The organism is Spirosoma oryzicola, from assembly GCF_021233055.1.
GTDB classification, from domain to species: Bacteria; Bacteroidota; Bacteroidia; order Cytophagales; family Spirosomataceae; genus Spirosoma; species Spirosoma oryzicola.
The window spans coordinates 319,250-345,817 of sequence record NZ_CP089538.1 but is presented as its reverse complement, the minus strand read 5'-3'; the positions used below and the strand labels follow the sequence as shown (position 1 = coordinate 345,817).

Annotated in this window: 28 protein-coding genes; 9 read left to right on the top strand and 19 right to left on the bottom strand. The window is 47.3% G+C overall.

Translation table 11 applies throughout. The features are described from left to right. Positions 1–3: 3 nt before the first annotated feature. Together LQ777_RS01400 and purU are read right to left on the bottom strand one after the other, a co-directional pair. A complete protein-coding gene (locus LQ777_RS01400; RefSeq protein WP_232560734.1) occupies positions 4–1,668 on the bottom strand; it encodes a sodium/sugar symporter in 1,665 nt (554 codons plus the stop codon). A 175-nt stretch (positions 1,669–1,843) separates the two neighbouring features. After that, positions 1,844–2,686: a formyltetrahydrofolate deformylase gene (gene purU / locus LQ777_RS01395; RefSeq protein WP_232560733.1), complete on the bottom strand. Its 843-nt coding sequence runs from the start codon at positions 2,684–2,686 to the stop codon at positions 1,844–1,846. A gap of 80 nt (positions 2,687–2,766) precedes the next feature. On the opposite strand from purU, the gene LQ777_RS01390 reads away from it, so the two are divergent. From LQ777_RS01390 to mog, 3 genes are all read left to right on the top strand, one after another. Further along, positions 2,767–3,732 (top strand): isoaspartyl peptidase/L-asparaginase family protein, encoded by a 966-nt coding sequence (locus LQ777_RS01390; protein WP_232560732.1) that lies wholly within the window; start codon positions 2,767–2,769, stop codon positions 3,730–3,732. Between the two features lie 90 nt (positions 3,733–3,822). Continuing rightward, on the top strand, positions 3,823–5,640 hold the full coding sequence (locus LQ777_RS01385) for a glycosyltransferase (RefSeq protein WP_232560731.1): 1,818 nt from the start codon (positions 3,823–3,825) through the stop codon (positions 5,638–5,640). Between the two features lie 54 nt (positions 5,641–5,694). Continuing rightward, positions 5,695–6,219, top strand: a complete 525-nt coding sequence (gene mog, locus LQ777_RS01380; RefSeq protein ID WP_232560730.1) for a molybdopterin adenylyltransferase — start codon at positions 5,695–5,697, stop codon at positions 6,217–6,219. Between the two features lie 84 nt (positions 6,220–6,303). Here mog and LQ777_RS01375 read toward each other — a convergent pair whose 3' ends face one another. Beyond that, on the bottom strand, positions 6,304–7,506 hold the full coding sequence (locus LQ777_RS01375; RefSeq protein WP_232560729.1) for an anhydro-N-acetylmuramic acid kinase: 1,203 nt from the start codon (positions 7,504–7,506) through the stop codon (positions 6,304–6,306). Positions 7,507–7,594: 88 nt separating this feature from the next. On the opposite strand from LQ777_RS01375, the gene LQ777_RS01370 reads away from it, so the two are divergent. The 3 genes from LQ777_RS01370 (at position 7,595) to LQ777_RS01360 (ending at position 10,793) form a co-directional block, all read left to right on the top strand. After that, positions 7,595–8,476: a fructosamine kinase family protein gene (locus LQ777_RS01370; RefSeq protein ID WP_232560728.1), complete on the top strand. Its 882-nt coding sequence runs from the start codon at positions 7,595–7,597 to the stop codon at positions 8,474–8,476. A 28-nt stretch (positions 8,477–8,504) separates the two neighbouring features. Beyond that, positions 8,505–9,920, top strand: a complete 1,416-nt coding sequence (locus LQ777_RS01365) for a DEAD/DEAH box helicase (protein ID WP_232560727.1) — start codon at positions 8,505–8,507, stop codon at positions 9,918–9,920. Between the two features lie 69 nt (positions 9,921–9,989). Further along, on the top strand, positions 9,990–10,793 hold the full coding sequence (locus tag LQ777_RS01360) for a tetratricopeptide repeat protein (RefSeq protein WP_232560726.1): 804 nt from the start codon (positions 9,990–9,992) through the stop codon (positions 10,791–10,793). Positions 10,794–10,836: 43 nt separating this feature from the next. Here the strand turns inward: LQ777_RS01360 and LQ777_RS01355 are convergent, their stop codons facing one another. After that, complete coding sequence (locus LQ777_RS01355) at positions 10,837–11,868, bottom strand: toxin-antitoxin system YwqK family antitoxin (RefSeq protein ID WP_232560725.1); 1,032 nt, start codon at positions 11,866–11,868, stop codon at positions 10,837–10,839. A 112-nt stretch (positions 11,869–11,980) separates the two neighbouring features. On the opposite strand from LQ777_RS01355, the gene fcl reads away from it, so the two are divergent. Beyond that, positions 11,981–12,922: a GDP-L-fucose synthase gene (gene fcl / locus LQ777_RS01350; RefSeq protein WP_232560724.1), complete on the top strand. Its 942-nt coding sequence runs from the start codon at positions 11,981–11,983 to the stop codon at positions 12,920–12,922. Positions 12,923–12,980: 58 nt separating this feature from the next. On the opposite strand, the gene LQ777_RS01345 is transcribed toward fcl, so the two are convergent. Further along, positions 12,981–13,613 carry an acetyltransferase gene (locus LQ777_RS01345; protein WP_232560723.1) on the bottom strand — a complete coding sequence of 211 codons (633 nt, stop codon included), beginning with the start codon at positions 13,611–13,613 and terminating at the stop codon, positions 12,981–12,983. 112 nt (positions 13,614–13,725) lie between these two features. On the opposite strand from LQ777_RS01345, the gene LQ777_RS01340 reads away from it, so the two are divergent. Both LQ777_RS01340 and LQ777_RS01335 read left to right on the top strand, forming a co-directional pair. Then, entirely contained in the window at positions 13,726–14,523 is a 798-nt protein-coding gene (locus tag LQ777_RS01340) for a UDP-2,3-diacylglucosamine diphosphatase (protein WP_232560722.1), read from the top strand. Between the two features lie 26 nt (positions 14,524–14,549). Then, positions 14,550–15,695: a glycosyltransferase family protein gene (locus LQ777_RS01335; protein WP_232560721.1), complete on the top strand. Its 1,146-nt coding sequence runs from the start codon at positions 14,550–14,552 to the stop codon at positions 15,693–15,695. Here the strand turns inward: LQ777_RS01335 and LQ777_RS01330 are convergent. The 14 genes from LQ777_RS01330 to LQ777_RS01265 form a co-directional block, all read right to left on the bottom strand. Further along, positions 15,690–16,514, bottom strand: a complete 825-nt coding sequence (locus LQ777_RS01330) for an NAD(P)H-binding protein (protein ID WP_232560720.1) — start codon at positions 16,512–16,514, stop codon at positions 15,690–15,692. The genes LQ777_RS01335 and LQ777_RS01330 overlap by 6 nt on opposite strands. Next, positions 16,514–17,527, bottom strand: a complete 1,014-nt coding sequence (locus LQ777_RS01325; RefSeq protein WP_232560719.1) for an outer membrane beta-barrel protein — start codon at positions 17,525–17,527, stop codon at positions 16,514–16,516. The genes LQ777_RS01330 and LQ777_RS01325 overlap by 1 nt, the downstream gene beginning before the upstream one ends. Then, positions 17,524–18,447 carry a hypothetical protein gene (locus LQ777_RS01320; RefSeq protein WP_232560718.1) on the bottom strand — a complete coding sequence of 308 codons (924 nt, stop codon included), beginning with the start codon at positions 18,445–18,447 and terminating at the stop codon, positions 17,524–17,526. Before LQ777_RS01320 ends, LQ777_RS01325 begins: the two co-directional genes overlap by 4 nt. Further along, positions 18,416–19,027, bottom strand: a complete 612-nt coding sequence (locus LQ777_RS01315; protein ID WP_232560717.1) for an RNA polymerase sigma factor — start codon at positions 19,025–19,027, stop codon at positions 18,416–18,418. The genes LQ777_RS01320 and LQ777_RS01315 overlap by 32 nt, the downstream gene beginning before the upstream one ends. A gap of 136 nt (positions 19,028–19,163) precedes the next feature. Further along, positions 19,164–19,541 (bottom strand): DUF983 domain-containing protein, encoded by a 378-nt coding sequence (locus tag LQ777_RS01310; protein ID WP_232560716.1) that lies wholly within the window; start codon positions 19,539–19,541, stop codon positions 19,164–19,166. Next, positions 19,486–19,767 carry a hypothetical protein gene (locus LQ777_RS01305; RefSeq protein WP_232560715.1) on the bottom strand — a complete coding sequence of 94 codons (282 nt, stop codon included), beginning with the start codon at positions 19,765–19,767 and terminating at the stop codon, positions 19,486–19,488. Before LQ777_RS01305 ends, LQ777_RS01310 begins: the two co-directional genes overlap by 56 nt. A 12-nt stretch (positions 19,768–19,779) precedes the next feature. Then, entirely contained in the window at positions 19,780–20,322 is a 543-nt protein-coding gene (locus LQ777_RS01300) for a DUF420 domain-containing protein (protein WP_232560714.1), read from the bottom strand. A gap of 12 nt (positions 20,323–20,334) precedes the next feature. Beyond that, complete coding sequence (locus LQ777_RS01295; protein ID WP_232560713.1) at positions 20,335–21,045, bottom strand: SCO family protein; 711 nt, start codon at positions 21,043–21,045, stop codon at positions 20,335–20,337. A 3-nt stretch (positions 21,046–21,048) separates the two neighbouring features. Further along, positions 21,049–21,372 carry a cytochrome C oxidase subunit IV family protein gene (locus LQ777_RS01290; RefSeq protein ID WP_232560712.1) on the bottom strand — a complete coding sequence of 108 codons (324 nt, stop codon included), beginning with the start codon at positions 21,370–21,372 and terminating at the stop codon, positions 21,049–21,051. Positions 21,373–21,384: 12 nt separating this feature from the next. Beyond that, on the bottom strand, positions 21,385–22,182 hold the full coding sequence (locus LQ777_RS01285; protein WP_232560711.1) for a cytochrome c oxidase subunit 3: 798 nt from the start codon (positions 22,180–22,182) through the stop codon (positions 21,385–21,387). Between the two features lie 15 nt (positions 22,183–22,197). Continuing rightward, a complete protein-coding gene (locus LQ777_RS01280) occupies positions 22,198–22,788 on the bottom strand; it encodes a cytochrome c oxidase subunit 3 (RefSeq protein ID WP_232560710.1) in 591 nt (196 codons plus the stop codon). A 6-nt stretch (positions 22,789–22,794) separates the two neighbouring features. Then, positions 22,795–23,673, bottom strand: a complete 879-nt coding sequence (gene cyoE, locus LQ777_RS01275; RefSeq protein ID WP_232560709.1) for a heme o synthase — start codon at positions 23,671–23,673, stop codon at positions 22,795–22,797. 1 nt (position 23,674) lies between these two features. Next, complete coding sequence (locus LQ777_RS01270; RefSeq protein ID WP_232560708.1) at positions 23,675–24,694, bottom strand: COX15/CtaA family protein; 1,020 nt, start codon at positions 24,692–24,694, stop codon at positions 23,675–23,677. Next, on the bottom strand, positions 24,669–26,552 hold the full coding sequence (locus tag LQ777_RS01265) for a cytochrome c oxidase subunit I (RefSeq protein WP_232560707.1): 1,884 nt from the start codon (positions 26,550–26,552) through the stop codon (positions 24,669–24,671). The genes LQ777_RS01270 and LQ777_RS01265 overlap by 26 nt, the downstream gene beginning before the upstream one ends. Positions 26,553–26,568: the final 16 nt, after the last annotated feature.

Below are 26,568 nucleotides of genomic sequence, written 5' to 3'. Positions count from 1 at the left end.
TCCTTACCAGAAAGTCGCGTAAAGGATAGTAACCAATACCAGAATTACCCCGGCACCTATTGCAAAGGTAGGTGCCACTTTAAACATACTGGCATCAATTTCCAGCCCTTTCGAACCGGGCTTCATTAGCCCCATAACGATCATAACCGCAACGCAGATAAGGAACACAAGCCCCATCGTGTCGAGGAACGGAATCGTGTAAACACCGTTTGCATTCTGAACGGCAAAGCCTATCGGAGCCAGGAATTCCAGGTTCACGATATCAGGAAGTACGTATTTGAAAAAGAGGGAGAGCAAAAAGCCGCCGACAATGGCAAACAGGGCACCTTGCGAATTCGTCTTTTTCCAGAAGAAACCAAGCAGGAAGGCAGCAAAAACCCCCGGCGAAACCAGACCAGTCATTTCCTGAATGAACTGAAAACCACCTTTTTTATCGATACCCATGAATGGCGAAATAAGAATAGCCATGACCATCGATACCCAAATGGTGATACGGCCAACTTGTACCAGCCGCTTTTCACTGGCGTCGGGAGAAATGTATTTTTTGAAAATATCAAGCGTGAAAATGGTTGAAATCGAGTTGGCTTTACCGGCCAGTGACGCTACGACCGCAGCCGTTAGTGCCGCGAAGGAAAGCCCTTTCAAACCGGCTGGTAATAGGTTAAGCAACACCGGATACGCATGGTCTTTATTGATTTCACCCGTTGCGTCGAGCATCTCCTGTTGAAACAGTCCTTTCTGGTACAACGTATAGGCCGCAATACCCGGTAAGACCACAATAATTGGCATCAACAATTTCAGAAAGGCGGCAAAAAGAATACCTTCGCGAGCCGTTTTCAGATCAGCGCCCAGCGCCCGTTGCGTAATGTACTGGTTACAACCCCAGTAGTTCAGGTTTACAATCCACATACCGCCAATCAGCACCGTCAGTCCAGGCAGGGATGAATAATGCGGGTTGTCTTTCTCAAAAATCATATGGAAGTGGTCCGCCGATTGAGTCAGCATCTGATTGAATCCGTTCATAACCCCTTCTGTCCCACTTTGCGTTGAAACCAGGTTAATCGCCAGATACGTAGTTGCCAAGCCACCCAGAATCAGGAAAAATACCTGAATTACGTCGGTATAGCCGATTACTTTCATTCCCCCCAGTGTGATGATGACGGCAAAAACGGCTAGTCCGATCATACAAGCCGTAAAGTTCAGACCCGAAATGGTTGAAACGGCTAATGCACCCAGGAAGAGGATCGAGGTTAGGTTAACAAGGACATACAGGAACAGCCAGAAGATAGCCATGATCATCGCAACGGTATTGTTGTACCGTTGGGTCAGGAACTGCGGCATCGTGAAGATGCGGTTCTTGAGGTAAATAGGCATAAAAAAAACGGCTACTACAATCAGCGTAGCCGCGGCCATCCATTCGTAGGTAGCAATGGCCAGTCCCATCGCAAATCCGTCGCCCGAAGCACCAATGAATTGTTCCGCTGAGATATTGGACGCGATCAGCGAAGAACCAATAGCCCACCAAGTCAGTGACCCTTCGGCCAGGAAGAAATCGGTGGTAGATATGTTTTCAGCGTGCTTTTTTTTGTAAATCCAGTAGCCATAGGCACTGACGATAATGAAGTAAACGAAAAAGACTGTGTAGTCTAACGCCTGAAGTTTTTGCATGATAGAGCGGGTACAGGAAAGCTATGTTATGTTAATAGTATTTTTTAGGTCCGAAATATACCATATTCCTGATACAAAAAAGTGTGCTTTTCGCCTACTAACGCCGTTAAACGTAGCTTGATTTGTTTAATGAGGCAAAATAACAGCGACCTAGCCCCCGCTACGCCCCTTTGGTTTACAAAACGATAGCCCGATTTCCTGCGATAAAGACCCGGTCGTTGAACACCAGCTTTAGTGCCTGCGATAGCACAATCTTTTCGATGTCTTTTCCTTCGGTAGCCATATCGGCAGCCGTGTGACGGTGGTCCACATCTTTTACATTTTGCGCAATAATCGGCCCTTCGTCCAGATTATTGTTCACAAAATGAGCCGTGGCTCCAATAATTTTCACCCCTCGCTCGTAGGCTTGCCGGTACGGATTGGCTCCGATAAAAGCGGGCAGGAATGAATGATGGATATTGACAATTCGGTTTGGGAACAGATCGACAAATCCCGGTGTCAGCACCCGCATGTATTTGGCCAGTACAAGGTATTCAGGTTCGTAGATGGCCAATGTTCGTAGAATGGCCTGCTCGTGCTCTTCGCGAGTTCTATTTTCGTGAGAGACGTAGTGAAACGGAATACCAAATTTGCTTACCAGCGGTTGCAGGCTGTTATAATTGCTTATTACGGCTAAAATGTCGGCATCCAGTTCATCAAAAGCATACCGTATGAGTAGTTCGCCCAAGCAGTGGTGTTCTTTAGTGACGAGAACAACGATATTCTTTTTGCGCTTGGGATTCAGCCGAAACGTAATCCCAGGATCAGGTAACGTTGTCTTTAGCTCGGTCAATAATGCGTCGTTGTCGAACGTTCCTTCGAATTCGGTTCGCATGAAGAACTGTCCAGACGGGCTAACATACTCGTCATTATGAATGATGTTCAGGTTGTGGCGAAACAGAACGCCTGTTACGTGATAAATCAGACCTTTGTTATCAGGCCCATCCATCAGCAGAATATGCTTCCGGGGATCTTCCATAGTTCGTTGGTAAGAAATCGTCTAAAAGTAGTAAATGCCAATTGTTTATTCCTTTATTTTGGGCCACAAGTAGCCTTATTATGATAAATCGACGCCGTTTCTTGTCCGTTAGCTCGTTGGCTGGCCTCTTTCCAACCCTCTCGTTTAAAACCGTTTCACCAACACCGAATGAAGCTCCGGCAGGTGGCCCCCTGGTTATCTCGACCTGGAAGCAACCCAAGGCAAATGCCGCTGCCCAAGCCGCTCTCGATCGGGGCGGAAGTGCCCTCGACGCCGTAGAAGCGGGGGTTCGTATTCCGGAAGCCGATCCTGAGGATATGAGCGTTGGCTACGGGGGGCGTCCCGACCGCGACGGGCGCGTAACGCTCGATGCCTGCATCATGGACGAGAAAGGCAACGCCGGTTCGGTTGTCTTCCTGGAGCATATCATGCACCCGATTTCGGTAGCCCGGGCGGTCATGGAGAAAACACCGCACGTTATGCTGGCGGGTGAAGGTGCTTATCGATTTGCGCTCTCGCAAGGTTTTAAAAAAGAAAATTTATTAACCGCAAAAGCCGAAAAAGAATGGCGCGAGTGGTTAAAAACAGCAAAATATAAACCGATTGCCAATATTGAGCGTCACGATACGATAGGCATGCTCTCCATCGACGCTCAGGGTAACATCTCAGGGGCCTGTACGACGAGTGGGTTAGCGTACAAAATGAATGGCCGGGTGGGCGATTCACCGATTATCGGCGCGGGCTTATTCGTTGATAATGAGATCGGTGGTGCGTGCGCGACGGGTCTTGGCGAATTGGTAATGCGGACCTGCGGTTCTTTTCTAGTTGTTGAACTGATGCGACAAGGCCGAACACCTCAGCAAGCTTGTGAAGAAGCCGCGCTGCGAATTGTGAAGAAACAAGACTACAAAGACATTCAAGTAGGCTTCGTGGCTGTTAACAAAAAAGGAGAAACAGGTGCATTTAGTATCCAACCTGGCTTTAACTATACAATAACTCAGGATAAGCAGACAAAGGTTATTGACGCGCCGTCATATTTGAAATAAACAACTTTGTCTATTATTGTTTATAGTATTTGATTGCAGTGCCAAACACGTAATCTGTACGAATCACAATACGCCAAAACTACAGCTAATTTGGAATCGGTATTCTCAACATCAAAGCGGAAGTTGCTGCTGGAAATAGCCTGGGAGGTTTGTAACCAGGTCGGCGGTATTTACACGGTCATCCGGTCAAAAGTACCGGCGATGGTCGAAAAATGGGATGATAACTATGTTGCACTCGGACCGTATTTTGCCCAACGGGCAGCCGCCGAATTTGAGCCGATTATAGACTCTGATGAGACCGAGATTGGTCAGACTGTCCGTAAAATGCGGCAGCTGGGCTTCAACGTCGAATACGGTTACTGGCTGGTAACTGGTCGCCCCCGGGTTGTTCTCTTCGATGTGTCCAGCATCAGCGTTGAGCAGCTAAACTACATCAAAGGGCAGCTTTGGCAAAACCATCAGCTTTCGACCCTCAACGTAGAAGATCTAGTGAACCAAACCATTGCTTTTGGCGAAATGGTCCGGGTGTTCATTACGCTGCTAGCCGAAGATCATGCGCGCCGGGTGGATTTCGTCGCTCATTTTCACGAATGGATGGCGAGTACCGGTCTGCCTGATCTGCGCCGGGACAATGTCAAAGTGGCAACGGTTTTTACTACCCACGCGACAATGCTCGGTCGTTATCTGGCCCAGAACGAAGCGGGTTTTTACGGCAAGCTTCCTTTCTTCGACTGGAAACGGGAAGCGCTGCACTACGGCATCGACACGCAGGCAACCATCGAGCGATTGGCCGCTCAGCAAGCGCACGTCTTTACGACGGTTAGTGACGTAACCGCTCGGGAGTGCGAGGTTTTCCTGGGTCGAAACCCCGATTTGATTCTGCCGAATGGATTAAACATAACGCGTTTTGCGGCCACGCACGAGTTCCAGAATTTGCACGTCCGGTACAAAGACAAAATTCATGAGTTCGTCATGGGCCATTTCTTCCAGAGCTACTCATTCGATCTGGAAAAAACGCTTTATTTCTTTACGTCGGGCCGTTTTGAATTTTCAAACAAAGGGTATGATCTGACGCTCGAAGCGCTGGCCCGGCTCAACTACCGGATGCGGGAAGCCAACATGGATATGACGGTGGTTATGTTTATGGTGACCAAACAGCCGTACACCTCCATCAATCCTGAGGTTTTACACTCGCGCGCCCTGCTCGACGAAATTCAAGAAACGTGCGAAAGCATCGAAAAACAGGTTGGCGAACGCTTGTTTCTGGCGGCTGCGTCGAACACCGACAACATGCTGCCCGATCTCAACAAATTTGTTGATGAATACTGGCGCCTTCGGTTACGGCGTACCGTGCAAAGCTGGAAGACCAAGCACCTCCCGCCGTTTGTCACGCATAATCTGGTACAGGAAGATGACATGACGCGGTTTATTGAGCGGGCTAATCTGGTCAACAACGAATACGACCGGGTTAAAATCGTTTACCACCCCGACTTCATCGCGTCAACCAACCCTTTATTTGGTCTGGATTATAGCCAGTTTGTGCGCGGTTGTCACCTTGGCGTGTTTCCGAGTTATTACGAACCGTGGGGTTATACACCGCTCGAATGCGTTGTGCGTGGTATTCCAACCGTTACGAGCGACCAGTCGGGTTTTGGTGATTTCATCATGCAGATCATGCGGGACTACGAAAACCGGGGTATTTATGTGATTAACCGGCGTACGCAGAACTTCAACGAAGCCGCCGATCAGCTTGCCAACGTGTTGTTCCGCTTCGTGCGGATGGCGCAGCGGGATCGGATTGCTCAGCGTAACCGCGTCGAAAGCATCGCCGAAGTGTTCGACTGGAGTAACCTTCGCTCCTATTATGACACGGCGCACGATCTGGCTTTAAAACGGAAGAAACCCTAATCGTTGTAGGCACTATCATTTACGCTTGCCGACAGCGGCACTTTATTCGCATCCATGATTAAGATTGGTATCATCAACGTATCCGACCGGGCTAGTGCAGGTGTTTACGAAGATATTCCCGGTAAGGCGGTTGTGAAACTGCTGACCGAATGGCTGACTTGTGAATGGGAACCCGTTTACCGCGTCATTCCTGATGAACAGGACCAACTAGAAGCAACAATGATCGAACTGGCCGACACAGAAGGCTGCTGTCTGGTTGTTACGACTGGCGGTACGGGACCTGCTCTTCGCGATGTAACACCCGAAGCGACCGAAGCGGTTTGTCAGAAAATGCTTCCCGGTTTTGGTGAATTAATGCGTCAGGAAAGCCTTAAATACGTTCCTACGGCAATCTTATCGCGGCAGACAGCGGGCATTCGTAATCAAACGCTTATCCTGAACCTACCGGGCAAACCGACCGCTATTGGTCAGTGTTTATCCGTCGTATTTCCAGCCATACCGTATTGCATTGACCTGATCAACGGCCCTTTTCTAACGACGGATGAGACGGTAATGAAAGTCTTCCGCCCAAAAAGTTAGCTACCCTTTTTTGTCCTCAAGAATTCCTCGGAATGACATTGCTAACTTAATGTCGTTCCGAGGAATTTTATTGGTATGGATGGGTCACTTCGGAAAGCTCACCTTACCCATCGAAACGGTTGGAACGCCTTGCCGATTCCCGAAAGAGGTGGTCCCGCCCGCGAGACTCTCGTTGGCCAGTACCGCAAACAATACCGCTTCTTTAGCATCACCATTGATACCAAGGTCGTTCGTAACCCCAAAAGCACAGTCCGGTAGTAATTTCTGAATGGCTCCTGTCAGGACCGGATTATGCATCCCTCCTCCGCTCATGTAAACGTGCGGATTGCTCGTTTCGGCTTCGTTGATGACACGCCTGATGGCATGGGCAATGGTATCGGCGCTAAACTGAACCAGCGTTGCCATCAGGTCCGCTGCTGGCAGATCGCGGGTGCGACTCCGCTGCTGAGCCTCCTCAACATAGGGCACATTGAACACCTCCGGCCCGGTTGTTTTTGGAAAAGGAGCGTTAAAGAAAGGGTTCGTTTTCAGCGCATCGAGTAGTAACTCATTCACCTGACCACTAGCTGCTAACCGGCCATCGGCGTCATAAGGTTGATTGAGCAATCGCCGGGCGTAGGCGTCAAGCAGTGTATTGCCCGGTCCGGTATCGGTTGTAAACACCTTGCTGGCATCACCGTCGGCTGGCAGGTACGTAAAATTGGCAATACCGCCCATGTTGAGCAGGATTCGGTTTTGGCCCGCTTCGGAAAACATAAAATAATCGCCATAAACAGCCAACGGTGCACCTTCGCCCCCAAGAGCAATATGTTTTTGTCGAAAATCGCTGAGGGTAATTATGCCCGTTAGCGCGGCAATATGGTCGCCATCACCAATCTGAAGCGTGGCGTTGGGGAACTTATCATGGCGGTGCTGGCTTTTGGGAGCATGGTAAACCGTTTGACCATGACTGGCAACAACATCTATCTCGCTGGGTTCAATTGCCCAGGTACGCAGACAGTCGAGAATTAGTTGACCGTGCAGTCGGCCAATGTACGGATTTAAGAGGCAGAGCCGTTCAAAGTCGATGTCACGGTTGGCAAAAATGGTGCGAATCTCCGCTTTAAAGTCGTCGTCGTAGGGTACGGTGGCAAATTGCTCAAGCACAACAGCCGTTGTTGATCCGCTACCTGTGATGCGACAAAGTGCGATATCAAGTCCATCGAGTGACGTACCCGACATAAGACCAATGATGCGCCGTTCGGGCTTTCGGGCAATATCGTACAGGTGTTGAATTTGCTGATTCATAAAAGCTATTGATCAGATAGTTTGCGTTAGATACCACCACTTTACGGTGCGGAGTTCGACGGCAAATCTATCGTTACGCGAATAACGCATGAATTTCTGGGGTGACGAACAATTTTCATTTTTTGAGAGCATTCTATTCTCGGCATTGGGTCAACCCGTAGATGTAATTGAAACGCAGTTTCTGTCCGGGGGTGATATCAACACAGCGGCTCAGGTATTTTCGTCGGAAGGTGTATTTTTCATCAAGTGGAACCATGCAGACCGCAAGGATATGTTTGAAACTGAAGCACGTGGTCTTGATTTGCTTCGTCAGACGGATGCGTTGCACATTCCGCAGGTTGTCGGTTTTGGGCAGGAACTCGACAAGTCGTACCTGATTCTGGATTATATTGATCCCGGAACTCCTGACAAAAAATACTGGGAAGCGCTGGGCCAGGCACTAGCCGTCTTGCATTCTCACACACAACCCAAATTTGGCTTAAGTTTCAGCAATTACATCGGCTCCTTACCGCAGGCAAATACGTTGACGGCCAGTGGTAGCGATTTCTTTTTTGAGCAGCGTCTCCTTCCTCAGGCGGGTATGGCCTTGTACAAAGGATTACTGCCCAAGCAAGCTTATGACGCGTTGTTTCGGTTGCAGGCCCGCTTGCCCGACTTATTACCCAACGAGCGTCCGGCCCTGCTTCACGGCGATTTATGGTCGGGCAATGTTATGGTTACCGAAGGTGGGCAACCTGCGTTGATTGATCCAGCAACGTATTACGGCTTTCGGGAAGCTGAGCTGGCTTTCACGAAGCTGTTCGGCGGTTTTGCCCAACGGTTTTATGACGCTTACGACGAAGCTTTTCCGCTCGAGGAGAACTTCAACGAACGCGTCGCGATTTATAATCTTTATCCGCTACTTGTTCACGTGAATCTGTTTGGTTCTGGTTATGTTAGCGGTGTGGAGCGCGTGTTAAATCAATTTTAGCGCTCGTTCTAACTCATTTGATTTACCCATGGAAATTACATCGTTCGAGCAGTTTGAGCTTAACCGACAGTTGCTCAATGCCATCGCCGATCTTGGCTACACCGAACCAACCCCTATTCAGCAGAAAACCATTCCGCTGAGCCTAGGGAACCACGACGTACTCGGTATAGCGCAGACGGGAACCGGTAAGACAGCGGCTTATTTGCTGCCCCTGCTTATGAAGATAAAATACGCGCAGGGCTCCAACCCACGGGCGCTTATTCTGGCTCCCACGCGTGAACTGGTCATGCAGATCAACGAAGCCGTGAGCCAGCTCGGAAAATACACTGATCTCCGCCACTTGGCGCTTTACGGTGGACTAGGGCCTAAAACGCAAATCGAGACGTTACAGAAAGGTGTTGATCTGCTAGTAGCAACGCCGGGTCGCTTCATGGATCTTTACCGAATGGGGGAGATTGTTACGAAGGACATCCGGACGATGATTCTGGACGAAGCCGACAAGATGATGGACATGGGATTCATGCCTCAGATTCGTTCCATTCTGGAGGTTATTCCCAACAAACGCCAGAATCTGCTGTTTTCGGCTACGTTCGGCGGACGCGTTGAGCGGCTTTCCGGTGAATTTCTGGAAGCTCCTATTAAAATTGAGGTAACACCCCAGGCATCTACCGCCGAGATGGTCAGTCAGGTGCTGTACGAAGTTCCGAATTTCCGCACCAAGATTAATTTGCTGGATTATTTGATCAGTAAGGATGCATTTCAGCGGGTTATCATCTTCGCCCGATCAAAAGCTACAGCAGAGAACATTTACAAGTTTCTGGCTCGTAAAGTTGTTGAGTCGGAAAAGATTCGGGTCATTCACGCAAACAAAGGACAAAATACGCGTATCAATGCGATGGATGCTTTCAAGGAAGGAAACATCCAGGTACTGGTCGCAACAGACGTTGCTGCGCGGGGTATCGATGTAGCCGAAGTCAGTCACGTCATTAATTTTGACGTACCGCTTATTTACGAAGATTACGTGCACCGGATTGGCCGGACAGGCCGGGCCAACAAGATGGGTGAGGCCATTACGTTCATGACAATTGCTGAGGACTATCACGTTCAGAAGATTGAGAAAATCATTCGTATGACTATTCCTCGTCAGCCATTGCCCGAGTTGGTTGAGGTCACGGAAACACCTTTCGATGAGCAGCAGGATATGCTGCGCCAGATTGACGAGCAGCGCCGAAAGGAAGATCCAACTTTTTTGGGTGCCTTTCACGAAAAAAAGGTAAAAAATACCCCGGCGGGCAAGGAGCGTCTAAAAGCAAAAGCAAAGCTTGGCAGCTCGAAAAAAGCCGCATCGCAGGCCGCAGGACCTCGTTCTGGCAGCTCAGCCCGCAAATCTGGTGGAACATCAGGTAGTGCAAAACGTACAGGTACACGAGGAGGCCGTCGGTAGTACCAAAACTATGTACTAACTTGGATTGCCCATTCGTTTTACGATAATAACAGCCGTGTATTAGTCAGTATGAACGTCCGGATGAATCTGGTGCAGTGGAGTTTGGTGATGATGCCCATGTTATCGTTGGCACAACCCAAACGGCTTATAACGTCGGCGCGGCCTAACTCCGTTCAGACCGTAAGCAACACGACAACCGCTACAGAACGGCAGACAAAACAGCTGGAATCGACGAGTACGGATACCACTCCGCAATCGTCGATGGACGTTAACACGCTCCCCCTTTTTGGTGAGCGGACAAAAACGGCGGCTCAGATTGACGAGGAGATTCATTTTCTAAACGACTGCGACCGAAATTTCGCCAGCCGCCCCGAAGCCAGCGAGTTCTTTGCAGCACGCGGCTGGGATTACATTCAGAGCGGCCAACTGGACACAGCGGCCCATCGCTTTAATCTGGCCTGGCTGCTTGACGCCAAAAATGCAGACGCCTACTGGGGTTTAGGCGTAGTCTGTTATCAGAAAGAGAACCTTCCCGACGCTATTCGGATGCTCAAGAAGGGGTTAGCCGTAACGGACAGCAATGCCGTTTTGATGACAGATCTGGCTACGCTTCAGATAAAGCACTTTCAGATAAAAGCCGTTCAGGACGACCTTCTCGAAGCAGAGCAACATTTACAACGCTCGCTCGCTATCAGTCCGGAAAATGCCGGTGCTTACCAGAAATTATCGCTGGTCAATTACCTGAAGGCCGATTATGACAAAGCCTGGGAATTATTTCATCAGGCCTACAGTCTCGACCTTTCGGTTCTGGACCTCGCTTACCTGAACGATCTGCTCGCTAAACGACCCGATCCGACCGGAAAGTTTAAATAAAAAATGCTGGCTAAAAGCCAGCATTTCATGCTTACAGGGTTGATTAGTTTTCCGTTTCCTCTTCCTGAATAACTTTTTCTTTTGCCCGCTCGAAGGTGATTTTTCCTTTTTCGTCCCACTCACTGATCACGAACGGTTCGAAGTCGGTATCCCACTGATCGCTGGCATACTGCGTGAGTTTTTTTCGCATCCGCCGGCCACTTGGGTTAACAGGATAAAACTCCGTCCAGCGTCCTACTTTTACGCCATTGTCGTATTTCCCTTCTTCGGCCAGCAGTCCATTTTCGTGAAAGGCCATGTACGTGCCTTTTACCTTGCCGTACTCGATGGGTATAATCTCTTTAATTTTTCGGTGCGTCGAGTCGTGGTAGGTCAGCCTCGATTCAGCCGGCACCCCCTTCGCCCAACGGCTCTTGTCAGTAAGTATAAAATGTGAATCGTACTTTTCCCAGCGCCCGTCTTTCATACCGGCGTAGTAAAATCCTTCTTCAACCAAATCACCATTCTGATACCGTTTGTAAGGCCCATGTAATAATAAGCCGGTACCCTCGTCTTTTATGATTGAGCTGGTCACTCGACCACTCCGCTGATAATAACGATACACATCCCGAACAAAAGGTAGTGGTTTTGCGGCATCGTTGTCTTTTAATATATGGAACTCCTCAACAATTGTCCGGTCTCCGCTACCCATCTTGGTATAGGCTTTTATCATTGTTAAGCCCTCATACTCATTTTTTGCCGCCTTCTTCTTGTCTTTGTTATCGGATTTAGCCTTCTTTAAATGTTTTATCTTTAGACCAAGGTCCGGCATCACATCGGATACAAGCGCATCTTTGCTCTTTTTCAAGTCGGAAATATACTCGTCTTTCTTTTCTTTCAAAGAAGACATTGAGGGAAGACCAAGCGCGGATGAAACCGAAGAAAAAGGCGAAGCAGGCGCTCCGGAAGGAGCCAACACCGGTTTCGAAGCTGTTGTCAGTGAAGCGGGTTGTGTTACTTGCGTTTGCGCAAATACTGTTCCCGATCCAACAAAAAAGACAAGGAGAACAAGATGTTTAACCGAATGTGCAAACATGATTTGAGTAACGATTGATGTCTTAAGTTTGTTAAGTTTGCAACGCTTCACTATATACTATTATTTTGTCAATCCATTACCGGACTATCCGGCATTTATATAAACAAAGATCGTGGAAAAACAGGCTCGCATTTACGTTGCCGGACACCGAGGAATGGTCGGTTCAGCTCTTGTTCGCAAGTTACATGCCGAAGGGTACGAAAACATACTTGTCCGCACCTCATCTGAATTGGATTTAAGAAATCAAGCAGCGGTAGCTACTTTCTTTGCCGAAGAAAAACCGGACTACGTGTTTCTGGCAGCGGCTAAGGTAGGTGGTATCATGGCTAATAATATTTATCGGGCTGAGTTTCTGTATGATAACTTACTGATCGAATCGAATATTATTCATAGCGCTTATGAAACAGGCGTTAAAAAGTTATTGTTCCTCGGTTCATCATGCATCTACCCAAAAATGGCTCCGCAGCCGCTCAAAGAAGAATATCTGCTGAGTGGTTTTCTGGAGCCAACGAATGAACCTTACGCTATCGCTAAGATAACCGGCATTAAACTTTGTGAAGCGTACAGAAGCCAATACGGGGCAAATTTCATCTCCGCAATGCCTACGAATCTGTATGGTCCGAACGACAACTACGACCTGCAAGGCTCGCACGTGCTACCAGCGATGATCCGTAAGTTTCACGAAGCGAAGATCAACGATCAGCCTACGGTTGAACTTTGGGGCACTGGCTCGCCAAGACGGGAGTTTCTACACGCCGACGACCTCGCCGACGCGTGCTTCTATCTGATGGAACATTACAACGACGAATTGTTTGTCAACGTCGGTACCGGCGAAGACGTGACCATTCGTGAACTGGCTGAACTCGTTAAGGAGACCGTTGGCTATGAAGGCGAACTTCACTGGAATACCGACAAGCCCGATGGTACTCCGCGCAAACTGATGGATGTTTCGCGGCTGCATTCGATGGGCTGGAAACACTCAACCGAACTTCGCGAAGGTATCGAACGTACTTACCAGGATTTTCTGGCGAACGAAGTACTGTACGTTGAATAGATGTTAATTAGTTTTACGTCTGCCACTCGTTGGCTGGCAGACGTAAAACCAGCAACCATTACAAAGCTTTGGCCGGGTTACCAAATACTGTTGCACCCGCGTCGACGCTCTCTATGACTACCGAACCCGCTCCAATGCGGGCATTTTTGCCGATTGTCACCCCAGCAACAACCGTTGCTCCGCTACCGATAAAGGCTCCTTCTCCTACCGTCACGCCACTGTTGATCATACTGCCGGTTCCTACCTGCACGTAATCACCTAGCTTGGCCTGACTTTCAATGACGACTCCCGACTGAATAATACAATGCTGGCCCACCTCCGCAAATGGGTTGATTACGACTCGGGCGGCAATCAGATTACCATGCCCAATCGTAGCCGTTGCTGACACGATTGCCGTATCGTGAATAGCATTGACGGGCTGTACCTTCCGTCGTTCATTAAGCATTTTTACCAATCGCTTCCGAACGCGCCCATCACTAATGGCAACAAAGGCTTCGCATTTCTGCCCGATGAGTTTCAGGAACCCGTCGTCATCGGTTTCGCCTAGTACGGATATGTCTCCATACTCTTTTCCGTGAAGCTCCTTGTTATCGTCCAGCAGGCCGTAAACAACGACATTATTGCGCTGAAATAAATCTAAAACGGTCAGACCGAGGCTACCTGCCCCAAAAATTAGCACTGGATTCTCCATTTATCGTGTTGTGTTAAGTCAATGTGAATAAAGACTTTACGAGTTCATTATAGTTGGCAATTTGGTAACAATAGGGTAAATTCTATTTCATAGACGGAGGGTAAATTCGTCTATGAAATCAAGTACACAGTTCCGCACAATTGTACTCTCTGACATTCATCTTGGTACAGAGGGCTCAAAAGCCAGAGAGGCCACCGAGTTTTTGCGAAATTACTCTTGTCAGAAACTCATCCTCAACGGCGACATCATTGATGGCTGGCAACTGAAACAGTACGGCACCTGGAAGAAAAAACACACTGCCTTTTTTAAAACGGTTTTAAAGCAAATCGTTCACTACGATACCAAAGTCATTTACCTACGGGGTAATCACGATGACTTTTTAGATCAGATTATGCCGCTCAAAGTGGGTAAAAACTTTTCGATCCGCAAAGACTATACACTAGCCTCGGGCGATAAAAAGTTTTACATCACCCACGGCGATGTCTTCGATTCAATCACCTCGCAAATGAAGTGGCTTGCCTATCTGGGCGATCTGGGATATACATTTCTGCTTTGGATGAATAAGTTTTACAATCAATATCGAGCCTGGCGGGGACTACCTTATTATTCGCTCTCACAACAGATTAAGCAGCGTATCAAACAGGCGGTCAACTACATTTCTGATTACGAACAGAAATTGACCGAACTGGCACGCGCTCGCCACTGCGACGGCATTATCTGCGGCCATATTCACAAGCCAGCCATTCACAATTTTGACGGTATCATCTACATGAATTCCGGCGATTGGGTCGAATCGCTTAGCGCGCTTGTGGAAGATCACGATGGCAACTGGAACCTGCTTTACTATACATCCGAAGACGAAGACGAGGCAGAAGCCGCTGCTATAACGCACGAACTGACTCATCAATAAGCATCAGCGCTCTTAACTCCATAATCATGCGTGTTTTATTTTTAGTACAGGGTGAAGGACGAGGCCATTTGACGCAGGCTTTATCATTAGCACAAATTCTGAAAACGGCGGGCCATGATGTTATTGGCGCGCTGGTGGGTGTAACCGCTGAACGAGGAGTTCCAGCGTTCTTTAGCGAAAAATTCACAGCACCGATCACGCCATTATTTAGTCCAGGGTTGGTTTACAATGCGGGCAACAATTCGCTTGAACCGTTTAAAACTACCGTACAAGCGATTCGCTCCATGCGTCCTTTCTGGCAGAGCTTGCAACAGGTACGCGACACAATAGAAACGCAGCGCCCGGACGTGGTTGTCAACTTCTATGAGATGCTGGGTGGTCTTACCTATGCTCTTTTCCGACCATCCGTACCGATGATTTGTATTGCCCATCAATACTTTGCTTTCCACTCAAATTTTCAACGACCTAAAGGGCAATGGTTTTACCGGCAAGCGTTTAAAATCAACACCAGATTAACCTGTTTCGGTGCCCAGGAACTACTGGCTCTATCATTCGATAAGCAAGCGGATGAACCGGGCCAGCGTGTACGGGTTGTTCCTCCGCTTCTCCGTCAGGAGCTGACCGATCTGAAGCCAACAGATGGAGACTTTCTACTAGCGTATGTTACGCAGCCAGGACTGAGAAGCGAATTGATGAAAGCTCATTTGCAGCATCCGACGGTTCGAATGGATGGCTTTCATTCGGGCGTAACGGCCCCCGATCAAGTAATCGATGAAACACTAACTTACCACGCAATTGACGGTAAGCGGTTTCTGGAATTTATGGCACGTTGCAAAGCGGTCATAACTACCGCCGGATTTGAATCGGTATGCGAAGCCGCGTATCTGGGCAAACCCGCCCTTATGATTCCTCAGCCCAATCACTTCGAACAAGCCTGCAACGCGATCGATGGGCAGCGCGCTGGGGTTGGCGTTGCGGCCAGTCACTTCGACTTAGAACAGCTGTTGAAGGCGATTCCCAACTACGATTCAACAGTAAGCGAACGTTTCCGAGCCTGGCACGCACAGGGTTATTTTTTATTCCTAGCGGCTTTGAACCGGGCCATTATGCCTAAAAGTAAACCATCGGGTGGCTTCTTCTGGACGCGCATGCGCCACATCTTACGTTCATAGCTGATAAAAAAACTGCAACGGATCGGGATACTGGAAGTTATACTGTGTAGCTTCCAGCAACTTGTCTGGGCTAATAACTTTATAGGCTACCGGCGATTCGGGCTTAACAAATGTGGGTTGCTCGAAGCCGAACTCCTCGCAATTTTTACGGTAGATGGCTTCCCGGTTGGGATGCTTCGGTGCAACAGCATTATAAACGCCACGAATCTTTTGCCGAATTAAAGTTTCTAGAATACCAACGGCATCATCACGGTGTAGGTAATTAACTGGAACAGCACCCGTATTTACCGTTTTTCCAGCAACGTATCTACCGGGTATTCGATCGTATCCCAGCAGGCCACCGCAGCGTAGAATCGTTACCGCTTGTCCTGATTGGAGGTTTTGTATCGACTGTTCAGCCTTTACCAGTGCGGACGCGGCTGACTGCGCTGGCTCAACGACATCCGTTTCAACCACGACTCGATTTAGTTCAGGGTAGATAGACGTTGAACTGACGTAAATGACGTGCTTTAGTGTGGATTGTCGGATAGCTTCTACCAAATGATCTATTTGCGCCGGATGATGCTCATCGCCCAGTTTACCCGCTTTAGGTGGAATGTCAACGATAAGCGTATCGGCTTGCAGCAAAGCCGATAGGTTACCCTGTGGCTCAGGATTTAATGCTAACAAATGCGCTTCGATACCTTTCTGACGCAATACGCTTATCTTTTCAGCCGATGTGGTACTTCCTTTGACGGTGTAGCCTGTTTTAACCAAACGTTCGGCTAGTGGTAGCCCTATCCAGCCGCAGCCGATTATTGAAACGGTTTCCTGACTCATTAAAAAGATATACCAAAGCTAAGTGTACGCACGTCGGGCCCTTTTCCTTCCTGAAACACCGGATTCAGATCGTATTTGACGAACAAACTGGTCCGTACGATACCAATATGTCCCACCAGACCGTATCGAAAATTGTTGAGGTAAAAGTTAGCGTGTTCGTGCTCTTTGTCGTTGTTCAGTCGCTTGATTTTCGTGTAACTATCGAGTCGATAACCAATAAAACCGCCTAGACCCAGATGAAACACCTTGCGGCCTGAACTATTATAAAAGCTTATACGGGGCACGACCGGCAATTGTAACGCAAAAGTCGTTAGTTTACTTTTCTTGAGTTGCTCTGGGTACTGGACAAATTCCAGCTGCGAGGGGCCTTTGGTAGCTACGACGTTATTGTCAAACATATAGTTGTTCCAGGAGCCTTCCAGCGCGTAATACAGGCTCAGCTTCGCCCGTTTTCCATTGATGAGGGTCGGACGCTGCGAGAATGCTACGGCAAAATAACGCGATCCAATCGGCTTTAAAGAATACACGTCGCTTGGGTAAGCTGCGAGCGTAGATTGACTGATGAACGTGTTGAGGCCAATCTGAAAATCGATGCTTCTCGACCATGAGTTTATACCCCTTCGCACGCTCGACCGCTTATAATCCCGAAGGTTTTTTGCTGAGTCGGATCGGGTTGAATCGCTCTTACCGCTGATAACAATCGTTACACCGTCTTTCTTCTTTGTAACAACGAGTACAGTATCTTTTAAGTAGCGACCACCATCCCGCGAAATAGCGGTTTCTCCACCCGGCACCGAATCAAGTTTCATGCTCATCTCCCGCACGATCTTGTTTAAATCGTAGTTCGACAACGCTTGTATTCCGGCTTTATCAGGGGCGTAAATGACGAGTCGGGTCCGATTCGCAAATCGGATAACCAGCGAGTCAGCGGTATGCGCCGGAGATGCATAAACGACACATACCGGAAGTACTAAAATTGCCAGGAGAGCACCTAAGCTCAGCATACTTCTCATTGCTTTACTGCTTTATCTTTTTCGAAACTGTGTTTTATCCCGCTATAGGCTTTTCCCAGTAAGCCGCTCTCGCTATCATCTTTGTCGCCACGGGCAAAAACGTCGCCCTGTTTGAATCGCTTTACCTGTTGCCAGATATTCGGAGATTTGTTTTCCTTCTCGGATTTATCGTTTGCAGCTAGTGCTGTCTTTTCTTCGATTGCCGTTTTGGCAGCCTGACGAGCCGCAACCAGTGCTTCAGGCTCAGCAATGGTGACAATCAAAACGCGCTCAGTGGCCGGCGCTGGCTTCACAGCGGCAACAACTGGTTGATCAGACGAAGTTGGCTGTGATGACGCAGCCGAATTTGTTGCTAACCGCTCAGAGTCGATCTTATCACTAGGCTTGCCAGGGGTCGTTTGTGCAACAACAGATCCACCCGTTAATTTACGAGTTAACCCAACGGGGGCGTTAGCTGCATTTACTCCCCTATTATCGTTTCTTATGCCTTTACGACCTTTCGTCGATGACGAAGCTTGAGCGAGTTGGTCCGTAGCCGCAGTTTCGTCTATAACGGGATTGTCGGCCTTTTCTGCTTGCCTCGACTCCTGAGAAGCACCCATACGTGTTGAGGACGGCTGCTCCAGCTTGTGCTTTTCAATACGCTTATTACTAGCTACTGAGTTACGGTCTATTTGAGCCGGATCGCCAGACGGCCAGTACAACCACCCAAACAGGCATACCAGTAGTAAACAGGCGGCAGCAGCCATGTAGCGGTAGCTATCGGGATTTCGCCAGAGGACAACTTTTGGTTTTTTGGTTGTCTGCCCCAAACGTGCCTGTAGCCGCTCAAAACCATCAGAGCTCGGCGGCAATGACATGTTACCCAGCTTTCGGGCAAACAGGTCATCAATCGGAAGTCTTTCGGTATGTTTTTTCATAATGTTCGCTCTGGTTCCGGCGTCCCGGTTCCTGTTCCAGTTTTTTCAAACTCATTTGCAACAACGTCCGGGCACGACTTAGCTGCGACTTAGACGTCCCTTCCGAGATGCCCAACATCTCGGCTATTTCAGCATGGCTATATCCTTCAACGGCGTATAAATTGAACACAGTCCGGTATCCTTCGGATAACTGATTTACCAAGCGTAACAGATCGTTTTCATTGACAGCCGCATCCGCCCACTCGTAATCCGGTTCGACAGTTATGTCTTCAATGGGTACTTCCTGCCGAAGCTGTTTTGTTCTGCGAAGAAACATAAGCGACTCAGTCACCATGATTCGCCGGACCCACCCTTCAAAACTACCATCTTCCCTAAACTGATTTATTTTTTCGAAAACGCGCATAAAACCGTCCAGCATCACTTCCTCCGCATCTGCCCGATTTGCACAATAACGAACGCATACCGCCAGCATTTTACCCGCAAACCGTTCATAGACTACCTTGTGAGCGCGGCTTTCGCCCCGCTTCAACGCAGCAATCATCTGCGATTCGGTCGTAAAAAACGGTATAAGTCGAAGCATACTAGTTTAGGTTCATCGACAAGATGCACGATACTAGGGCATTGGTTGCATACGTCCTAAAAATTGTTAAAAAATTTTGCTGATCAGCAAAGGCGCAATTAATCTTTTGTCAGTAGTAGCCAACAAAAAAGGGGCATTACAGCCCCTTTACGTATTTTATACCGGCTACGTAGTGTAGCCAGATAACGCGTGATATTCGAAAATTTACCGGTGCAATCAAGAGCATGACGGGCGCTACAACGGCGGCATATACCCATCCATCAGGATCACCTCCTAAATAAAAAAGCATGAAGCCAATCACCAGTGCTACTCCACCAGATATGGCATAGCTCACGTACATGGCCCCAATGAAATAGCCTGGTTCGACTTCGTAGCGCAATCCACAGTGGGGACAATGCTCATACATTTCATCGAACCCTTTTGGCGAGTAAAAAGGCTTTTTAAAAATTTTACCTTTCCTACATCTGGGACAAAGCCCGCTTAACGCGGCCTGTAATTTCGAGACGTCTTTCATGCTCACGCTTGCTATTTCTGTACCATAGGTATCCTATGGCACTGACAATCAAATAAGGGACCACTAGTAGGTAGAGGATACCGAAGTTCAGCTCCGAAGCTACAACACTACGCCCATTACTAACCGTACTTTCAACCGTTCCACGACACATGGCACATTGGGCCATTAAGTCGGGGGTTACTGATACGAATACAACTAGTAGTAACCACACTTTCCAACTTCTCATAATTTTTTTGAGCTAATGGACGTAATACGGTTTAATCAGTAGATAAACAACAACGCCCGTAATACTAACGTATAACCAGATTGGGAAAGCATATTTCACGGTTTGTTTATGCTTCTGTATCTGGCCGCTTAAAGCAAAATACACAGCCCGCAGCACAAACCAGACCACAACGACAGACAGTACGATATGCGAAATCAGCAGAAAGTAATAAACCGGACGTACCCATCCTTGACCACCGAAAGGCGTCGAATTATTCGTTAAGTGGTAAAGAACATAGCTCACCAAGAAAAGTGAACCCAGCGTAAAAGCGGCTAACATCGTACGCTTATGAGCCTCAACATTCTGTTGCCGAATGAAATAAAGCCCCATCAATAAAAGCACGGCGGTTAGCGAATTGATTACGGCATTTATGTGGGGCAGGTACGTCGTCCACCCGCCTAAGTCAACCTTTTGGCGAATACCCAACAGAATGGCTACAGCAACGGGAATAGCTATCGATAAAATATTGATAACCCGGTTGGCTTTTTGCTCCCGAGCCGGTTGCAATGTTTCCATAATAACGGAGAATTATTCTTTGTCGTAGATATCCAGAAGGACACGAATTTCGAGCACTAGCCGATCAACGTCTTCCTTGTCCGTCCCATCGTAAAAACCCCTGACAATGCCTTCCTTATCTACTAATACCAACTTTTGGCTATGAATAAAAGTTTCGTCAGGTTTCCCTTCGGTGACACCCTTATCAACTGCCGGTAAGTAATACCCATGCATCGCCAAGTCATAGATTTCCTCTTTACTTCCCGTCAGGAAATACCACTTCCCAGGTATCGCTTCGTACTTTTTGGCGTAGGCTTTCAGCTGCTCAGGGCGGTCGTGTTCCGGATCAACTGAGTGGGATAAAAAGACAATGTTTGGATTTTCGCGAAAGATATCCTGCACGCGGGTAAGTTGTGACGACATTCTAGGGCATATTGTCCCGCATCGCGTAAAGAAAAAGTCAGCAACGTAAATTTTTCCTTTTACAATGGATTGGTCGACTACTTTACCGTCCTGATCGATTAGCCTGAACGGGGGGATATGATTGTATAGCGTGTCAGTAACCTGCTGGCCATCTGCCAACGTTACCTTACCCATTAGAGGCTCTCCTTTTGCCGAATCAATTTTAGGCAAATAACGAGGCAAAACGTAATGATTTTCGGTACCGAACCGTAGGAATAGATACAGCAAAGCCGGGACCAGCAGCGTAGCGAGCAGGATCCCGGCTTTTCGATTGGCCGTCATAATTTATCGAAGTTCGAAAATTGAACCGCCTTCGTTCAATAATGCAACTAACAACCAGACGACAAAAATTACGGGAAGCACGATTGCCCAGATAAGGCTTTTTACTTCATGCTTAAGGTGCATAAATTCACCTACAATGTAAAACGCTTTGACTAACGTCATGATAACGAAAATCGACGTTCTAAAGCCGCCAGCTTTCATGAAGTAAGCCAACGTAAATTCTAGAGCAGTGATGGCAAGTAGAATCCAGAAGGTCCGCCAAATAACACCTGTTTGCGCTGGTGGTATTTCTCCAACTTCGTGGGTTCCGTGTGTATGATCAGACATGGTAAAAGATGGTTAAACCAGGTAAAAGAAGGTGAATACGAATACCCAAACAAGATCGACAAAGTGCCAGTACAGACCGACTTTCTCGACCATTTCGTAATGGCCACGACGGTCGTATAAGCCAGTTGCAGCCCGATAGAAGATCAAGATGTTTAGAATAACACCACTAAGTACGTGCGTTCCGTGAAAACCGGTAATGAAGAAGAACAAGTCAGCGAAAGCTGGTGGTCCATACTGGTTCTCGACTAGGTTAGCACCAAAAATTGTGCGTTGGATAGTTTGCCCATTCACAATTTCTGTAATGGTTGTACCCGTTTCCGTTCCATGAATAAAGTGCGTCCATTCCCAAGCCTGGCTTCCCAAAAAGGTAAAACCACCAAGAATAGTCCAGAGCATGTATTTCTCAACATCAGCGCGGTCCATCCGGTGACCAGCCTCAACAGCTAGTACCATCGTTACGCTACTGAAAATAAGAATGAACGTCATAATACCCACGAAAATCAGGGGCATATCGACACCATGCAAAAACGGCACTGCGTTGTAAACCTTTTCAGGCGTTGGCCAATAGAGGTTCGAGAATTTGAACACCTCTCCATAAATAGCTGGGTCCCAAGCTGGATAGCTATACCGGATCAGACCGTAAGTTACCAGCAAAGCTGAGAACGTAAACGTGTCAGAAATCAGGAAGAACCACATCATCAGCTTGCCGTAGCTCGCCTTCATTGGCTCGACACCCCCCATCCAGGTTTTCTTGTCGAACACTTGATCCGAGTCGGTTGTCAGGGTATCGGTCGTTACACTAGCCGCCATGCGTCTAAAAGATTATCAATGAAAATAGACTAAAAAGAAAAACAAATACAACCACAAAATGTCTAAAAAATGCCAGTATGTAGCAGCAATTTCTAGTTGATTCAAACTTTTAGCGTGAATTCTAAGCTTAAAAGCAGCAATTAGCGCGAACACCAACACCGCTAAGCCCGAAATCAGGTGAAACGCGTGTAGCCCTGTAAATACATACATAAAAGAGCCAGCGGGGTTTCCCACAAAAAACACATTCTGTTTAACCAGATCAACCCAGCCTTGGAATTGCATGTATAAAAATGCCATTCCAAGTGCAAAAGTAATAGTTATCGCTATTTTCAGACCGCCGAAGTTATCTTTTTTTGCAGCAAGATACGCCCAATGCATTGTCAGGCTACTCGCTACCAGTACAATCGAGCTGTAGGAGAAAACGGCAGGTATGTCATACTCTAACCAGTTCCCTTCTGCCCGGCGTACCAGATAAGCACTGGTCATTGCGGCAAAGAGCATAATAATACTAACGATGAACAACCAAAGAATAAACTTTTTAGGATTCATCGAGAGCGTCTCTTCCGGCTCTTCAATCACAGCAAGTTCGTTCACAAAATCACTCATGGTTCCTTAAACTTTGTCTAACAGGTAAACTATCTGTACAACAGGTAAGTACAATAAAGAGCCAAACATCATTTGTAAAGCCGCTTTATCGGTACAAGTCCTCATTAAGTGAAACGTTTGTGCTAGGAACAAGATTCCGCCAATCATAGCGACCAATGCGGAATTTATGCCTGTCATACCGAGTAAGTAGGGCAACCAACCTATGGGCACTAAGAACAAAGTATAGATCATGATACGAAAGGCAGTGTCTGCGTTTTTACCGCTACCCGGCATCATTTGAATTCCTGCTTTTTTGTATTCATCAAACGCTAGCCAGCCAATCGCCCAGAAATGGGGAAACTGCCAGAAAAACTGAATAGCGAATAAGATACCAGGAGCCCACCCGTAATGATTTGTGGCTGCTACCCAACCGATCATCGGTGGGAAGGCCCCAGGTAAAGCACCAATGAACACAGCGATCTGACCTTTCCGCTTAAGTGGCGTGTAGACAAAGCCGTATAAGAGCAACGATAGTACAGCTAATGCCGCAGCTCTGATATTAAAAACTTCGACGAATAAATAACATCCAACGCTGAATAGTATGAATGCAAATATAGCCGCTTCATTCACCGACAGCCGACCAGTTGGTAATGGTCTGACGGCTGTTCGCTTCATTACCTTGTCGGAATCTTTTTCAATAATCTGGTTAATAATATTTGCAGCTCCGGTTATTGCAATAGAAGCAATTGCCAAGACCCCAACTTTCCACCAAATTACTTGATCAACAGCTAAACAATAACCAAACACGCCAGAAAAAACTACAGCTAGTGTAAGCTTTAGTTTTATTAACTCTATATACGCTTTAGCTTTCGCATTGACGCCGTTTACAGCAATCGTTTTTTCCATACTATATTTTTAATTCATAGATCGGCTGAGCTGACTTTTGCGCAAGTCCTATCCTCGGCATGCACATTAACCAAGCTACAAATTGCAAACCTATTATTATGATCGCTAACAATAAATGAATGGGTTGAGCTGCGGCTGGCACAGCCATATACGCCATTATAACGCCCGTTAGTATTTCTATGAACACCATGACTATCAACCAAGTGGCGATTGCCGATATCCATCCGTTCTTACCAAGCTTTCGCAGCTGATAAATTACCGCTACATGGAAGGCCAGAATCACTAATGAAAACGAACGGTGGACGTAAAATCGCCAATCTAAATTGTCAATCCAGCTGTCCCGTTGGCCGTAACCGAGACGTTTTATGGCTTCATCAAGCGTCTCCCGAACAGTAGTACCGAGTAAGAGTTGCCCTAATGTCAAAAACAAGGTAAGTAGCAAAAGCCAGGCAACACGGCTTTCCTTGCGGCCATTCGTCATTGACTTCACTTGCTCTGGATTTGCGCGAACGAAGACAAAGAGTAACGATAGAACAACTAAAATCGCTAGTAGTAAGTGAAAGGAAATTAGGTATTGTGCTAACTCCGTTGCAACCACTCGTGAACCAAGCCAGCCATTTGCCCCTATCAGCAGAAAAGCAGCGATACTACCAATGACAATCGCTTTGTCTTTCCGCCAGTATTGAAATGAAGTAATTAACGTAGCAAAAACAAAGAAGCCGGATAATACGCCCAGCAACCTGTTTACATATTCAATCCATGTTTTTACAGCATTGAACTCAATTTCGCCCTTCAGCTTTGCTCCGTAAATGGCTTGGTAATTAGAAGGTAATTGAGACGCTTCTGTAGGAGGAATCCAACGTCCGAAGCATTTAGGCCAGTCAGGACAGCCCATTCCAGAACCTGTTCCTCTAACAATACCACCAGCTAACACAACTAGGTAGACGATTAGTATTGTTAAAAGCACCAGACTCTGGAATCGCTGTTCTTTTTTGTTAATGAGGTTGCTTGAATTGATCATTCATATTCTGTGCCTCAATCTCTCTTTCCAAACTGATCAGCTCATTTTCGTGAGGTAGGTTGGACTCCGGAGTTTGTGAATAGGGCACGTTTTGTGGAATGAAATCATCCTTAGCTCCTGGTTTGCTGTAATCATACGGCCACCGGTAAACTGCGGGGATTTCACCTGGCCAGTTACCATGACCTGGAATGATCGGCGTAGTCCACTCCAATGTATTTGACTTCCATGGGTTTTGTGTCGCTTTTCTACCTTTGAAAATGCTATACACAAAATTATAAACGAATACCCACTGAGCCGTGAAGGTGAAAATAGCTGCGATACTGATAAAGCTATTCATATCAGCGAAAATGTTTTTCGTGAAGTCGTAGCTCGTAAATGCATAATACCGACGTGGGAAACCCGCGATACCGATATAGTGCATTGGGAAGAACACTAGATAGATACCAATGAATGTAAGCCAGAAGTGGATATAACCAAGCTTCTCATTCATCATACGGCCAAACATTTTTGGGAACCAGTGATATACCCCAGCTAATAAGCCAAAGGCAGAAGCTGCACCCATCACAAGGTGGAAGTGAGCTACTACGAAGTACGTATCGTGCAACTGGATATCAAGGGCAGAGTTACCCAAGATAAGGCCGGTCAAACCACCCGAAATAAAGAACGATACAAGACCGATCGAGAACAACATAGCCGGGGTAAACCGAATGTTACCGCGCCAGAGAGTCGTAATGTAGTTAAACGCTTTTACCGCTGATGGTACAGCAATAATCAGAGTAAGGAACATGAACACCGACCCAAGGAATGGGTTCATCCCCGATACGAACATATGGTGTGCCCATACGATGAACGCAAGGAAAGCAATACCCATCATGGACGCAATCATAGCGCGATAACCAAAAATTGGCTTACGTGCGTTTGTTGCAATGATCTCTGAGGTCATTCCCAAAGCAGGAAGTAAGACAATGTATACTTCGGGGTGTCCTAAGAACCAAAACAAGTGTTGGAACAGGATCGGGCTACCACCTACGTTCGGAAGCGCTTCTCCTTTAATATAAATCTCTGACAAATAGAAACTCGTTCCAAAACTCCGGTCAAAGATCAGAAGCAGAGCCGCTGATAAAAGAACAGGGAATGAGATCAGACCTAAAACAGCTGTCAGAAAGAACGCCCAGATTGTCAGCGGTAGTTTGCTAAACGACATACCGCGCGTCCGCAGGTTGATTACGGTTGTGATGTAGTTGATACCTCCTAATAATTGAGATACAATAAACAGCGCCATTGCAATTAACCAAAGCGTCATTCCGAGCTCCGAACCTTTGTGTGCTTGGGGCAGCGCGCTAAGAGGAGGATACACAACCCAACCACCAGCAGCAGGTCCCGTCTCCAAGAACAACGAACAGAACATGAACACTCCGGCCAAGAAGAAGAACCAGAATGATAACATGTTCAAAAATCCTGATGCCATATCGCGAGCACCAACTTGAAGCGGTATCAGAAAGTTTGAGAATGTTCCGCTCAAACCAGCTGTTAGCACGAAAAATACCATGATGGTACCGTGCATGGTCACCAAAGCCAAGTAAAAGTCTTGGTCAAGCTTACCAGCTTCATTGATCCAGCCACCTAAGATTGGACGCAGAAACTCTAACTTCATGTTAGGAAAACCTAACTGAAGCCGGAACATAACTGATAAACTAATCCCAATAATTGACCAAAGAATCCCAGAAATCAGGTATTGCTTGGCAATTGTTTTGTGATCTTCCGAAAAAATGTATGTCTGCCAAAAACTCTGCGGCTCGTGGTGATCATGCTCAATTGCATGAGCTACGGTTGCCGGGTTAGCTGGAACAGTCGCCATTGTATTTGGTTTATTA

What these genes read in the sequence shown, in the direction of transcription:
- LQ777_RS01400 (WP_232560734.1), bottom strand. Translation starts at nt 1,668, where the DNA reads ATGCAAAAACTTCAGGCGTTAGACTACACAGTCTTTTTCGTTTACTTC.
- LQ777_RS01325 (WP_232560719.1), bottom strand. Translation starts at nt 17,527, where the DNA reads ATGAGAAGTATGCTGAGCTTAGGTGCTCTCCTGGCAATTTTAGTACTT.
- LQ777_RS01280 (WP_232560710.1), bottom strand. Translation starts at nt 22,788, where the DNA reads ATGAGTGATTTTGTGAACGAACTTGCTGTGATTGAAGAGCCGGAAGAG.
- LQ777_RS01345 (WP_232560723.1), bottom strand. Translation starts at nt 13,613, where the DNA reads ATGGAGAATCCAGTGCTAATTTTTGGGGCAGGTAGCCTCGGTCTGACC.
- LQ777_RS01290 (WP_232560712.1), bottom strand. Translation starts at nt 21,372, where the DNA reads ATGTCTGATCATACACACGGAACCCACGAAGTTGGAGAAATACCACCA.
- LQ777_RS01370 (WP_232560728.1), top strand. Translation starts at nt 7,595, where the DNA reads ATGAATTTCTGGGGTGACGAACAATTTTCATTTTTTGAGAGCATTCTA.
- LQ777_RS01330 (WP_232560720.1), bottom strand. Translation starts at nt 16,514, where the DNA reads ATGAGTCAGGAAACCGTTTCAATAATCGGCTGCGGCTGGATAGGGCTA.
- LQ777_RS01335 (WP_232560721.1), top strand. Translation starts at nt 14,550, where the DNA reads ATGCGTGTTTTATTTTTAGTACAGGGTGAAGGACGAGGCCATTTGACG.
- LQ777_RS01320 (WP_232560718.1), bottom strand. Translation starts at nt 18,447, where the DNA reads ATGAAAAAACATACCGAAAGACTTCCGATTGATGACCTGTTTGCCCGA.
- LQ777_RS01305 (WP_232560715.1), bottom strand. Translation starts at nt 19,767, where the DNA reads ATGAGAAGTTGGAAAGTGTGGTTACTACTAGTTGTATTCGTATCAGTA.
- LQ777_RS01300 (WP_232560714.1), bottom strand. Translation starts at nt 20,322, where the DNA reads ATGGAAACATTGCAACCGGCTCGGGAGCAAAAAGCCAACCGGGTTATC.
- LQ777_RS01355 (WP_232560725.1), bottom strand. Translation starts at nt 11,868, where the DNA reads ATGTTTGCACATTCGGTTAAACATCTTGTTCTCCTTGTCTTTTTTGTT.
- LQ777_RS01360 (WP_232560726.1), top strand. Translation starts at nt 9,990, where the DNA reads ATGAACGTCCGGATGAATCTGGTGCAGTGGAGTTTGGTGATGATGCCC.
- LQ777_RS01315 (WP_232560717.1), bottom strand. Translation starts at nt 19,027, where the DNA reads ATGCTTCGACTTATACCGTTTTTTACGACCGAATCGCAGATGATTGCT.
- LQ777_RS01365 (WP_232560727.1), top strand. Translation starts at nt 8,505, where the DNA reads ATGGAAATTACATCGTTCGAGCAGTTTGAGCTTAACCGACAGTTGCTC.
- LQ777_RS01265 (WP_232560707.1), bottom strand. Translation starts at nt 26,552, where the DNA reads ATGGCGACTGTTCCAGCTAACCCGGCAACCGTAGCTCATGCAATTGAG.
- mog (WP_232560730.1), top strand. Translation starts at nt 5,695, where the DNA reads ATGATTAAGATTGGTATCATCAACGTATCCGACCGGGCTAGTGCAGGT.
- LQ777_RS01310 (WP_232560716.1), bottom strand. Translation starts at nt 19,541, where the DNA reads ATGAAAGACGTCTCGAAATTACAGGCCGCGTTAAGCGGGCTTTGTCCC.
- LQ777_RS01270 (WP_232560708.1), bottom strand. Translation starts at nt 24,694, where the DNA reads ATGATCAATTCAAGCAACCTCATTAACAAAAAAGAACAGCGATTCCAG.
- LQ777_RS01285 (WP_232560711.1), bottom strand. Translation starts at nt 22,182, where the DNA reads ATGGCGGCTAGTGTAACGACCGATACCCTGACAACCGACTCGGATCAA.
- LQ777_RS01390 (WP_232560732.1), top strand. Translation starts at nt 2,767, where the DNA reads ATGATAAATCGACGCCGTTTCTTGTCCGTTAGCTCGTTGGCTGGCCTC.
- cyoE (WP_232560709.1), bottom strand. Translation starts at nt 23,673, where the DNA reads ATGGAAAAAACGATTGCTGTAAACGGCGTCAATGCGAAAGCTAAAGCG.
- LQ777_RS01295 (WP_232560713.1), bottom strand. Translation starts at nt 21,045, where the DNA reads ATGACGGCCAATCGAAAAGCCGGGATCCTGCTCGCTACGCTGCTGGTC.
- LQ777_RS01340 (WP_232560722.1), top strand. Translation starts at nt 13,726, where the DNA reads ATGAAATCAAGTACACAGTTCCGCACAATTGTACTCTCTGACATTCAT.
- LQ777_RS01375 (WP_232560729.1), bottom strand. Translation starts at nt 7,506, where the DNA reads ATGAATCAGCAAATTCAACACCTGTACGATATTGCCCGAAAGCCCGAA.
- purU (WP_232560733.1), bottom strand. Translation starts at nt 2,686, where the DNA reads ATGGAAGATCCCCGGAAGCATATTCTGCTGATGGATGGGCCTGATAAC.